Below are 1159 nucleotides of genomic sequence, written 5' to 3'. Positions count from 1 at the left end.
ATGTGATCAGATCAAAGTGTTCTTCCTTCGATGCTATCAAAAAGGCTCGTCTTGAAAAAGAAAAGCCGGTAGTAGAAGGCTTTTTGTCGTGGCTTGATCAGCAAAGCCCTATCCGTGGAAGCAGAATGGATAAAGCTGTCACCTATATTCAGAATCGCCGCTCCTATCTGTCCACCTATCTGGAAGACGGCCGCTGCAGTTTTTCTAATAATCTCAGTGAAAATGCGATTCGCCCGTTTACAGTAGGCCGTAAAAACTGGCTGTTCTGCGATACACCAAACGGAGCCCAGGCCAGCGCTATCGTGTACACAATGGTAGAAATGGCAAAAGCCAATGGAGTAAACGTCTATCACTATCTTACTTATCTGCTGGAAAAACTGCCTGATGACAGGATGAGTGATGATGAATTAGAACTTCTGGCGCCATGGAATGAAACTGTCAAAGCTGAGATCGAACGTCGTGCAAACGAATCAAATCAATCATATGTGAATTGTCAAGGTGCTCCGGCTACTGAAAAGTAGTCGGGGATTTTTCTATCATACCTAAAAATTAAGCGCTTACAGATAATTCGTTTTTTTTGCCAGTTCCTTCGCCTTTTCCTTTAAGGCTGTATATATCCTGCACCGGATGATCAGTGCAAGAAAACCAATGAATATCTTATTTAATGCCGCCTCTTCTGATGCCACTCTCAGACAATGGTTTCCGAGATAAGATTTATCTGCCCGGAATACGTTTTCCGATACGTCCCTGCTCTTGTAAAGGTTTATCGCATCCTTTGCATCCATCTTTTCGGATGAGATGATAGCAAAATATCCACAGAGCTCCAGCTCATCCTGGATCACCGGCAGCTTGGGTTCGCCATAAACAAAATGCCCGTTTTCCTTGTTATAATGCATATGAAAATACTTGTGGAATGCCGGTCCGAATTCATACTTCTTATCTTCATGCTGTTCCATAAATCTCTGCATTTCATGGATCTTTTCTTCCAGTCTTGCACGTTCACCAACCGCTTTGGCAGCACTGTAATAAATATGTATGTATCGTTTCTTTGTGTCACTGGCATAAACAAAGTAAGCGCTTAAATCTTGGGTAGCTTTACTGTCTACGTTTTTAAACTCATAATGATAGTAAATAGATTTTTACTACACTCCGCTTGATA

At 41.9% G+C, this 1159-nt stretch carries 1 protein-coding gene and 1 pseudogene; one reads left to right on the top strand and one right to left on the bottom strand.

Going from position 1 to position 1159, the window contains the following annotated elements:
- A pseudogene (locus ABHC48_RS20505) lies at positions 1 to 446 on the top strand (transposase); the annotation flags it as partial.
- 111 nt (positions 447 to 557) lie between these two features.
- Here ABHC48_RS20505 and ABHC48_RS20500 read toward each other — a convergent pair.
- Positions 558 to 968: a hypothetical protein gene (locus ABHC48_RS20500; RefSeq protein ID WP_195700510.1), complete on the bottom strand. Its 411-nt coding sequence runs from the start codon at positions 966 to 968 to the stop codon at positions 558 to 560.
- Positions 969 to 1159: the final 191 nt, after the last annotated feature.

This window comes from Ruminococcus sp. 1001136sp1, from assembly GCF_039841815.1.
Taxonomy (GTDB): Bacteria; Bacillota; Clostridia; order Lachnospirales; family Lachnospiraceae; genus Blautia_A; species Blautia_A faecis.
Note: the sequence above shows the minus strand (reverse complement) of the source record. Positions and strands in the feature narration are given on the sequence as shown.

Excerpts from the sequence above, each read along its gene's own strand:
- ABHC48_RS20500 (WP_195700510.1), bottom strand. The coding sequence starts at position 968 with ATGCAGAGATTTATGGAACAGCATGAAGATAAGAAGTATGAATTCGGA.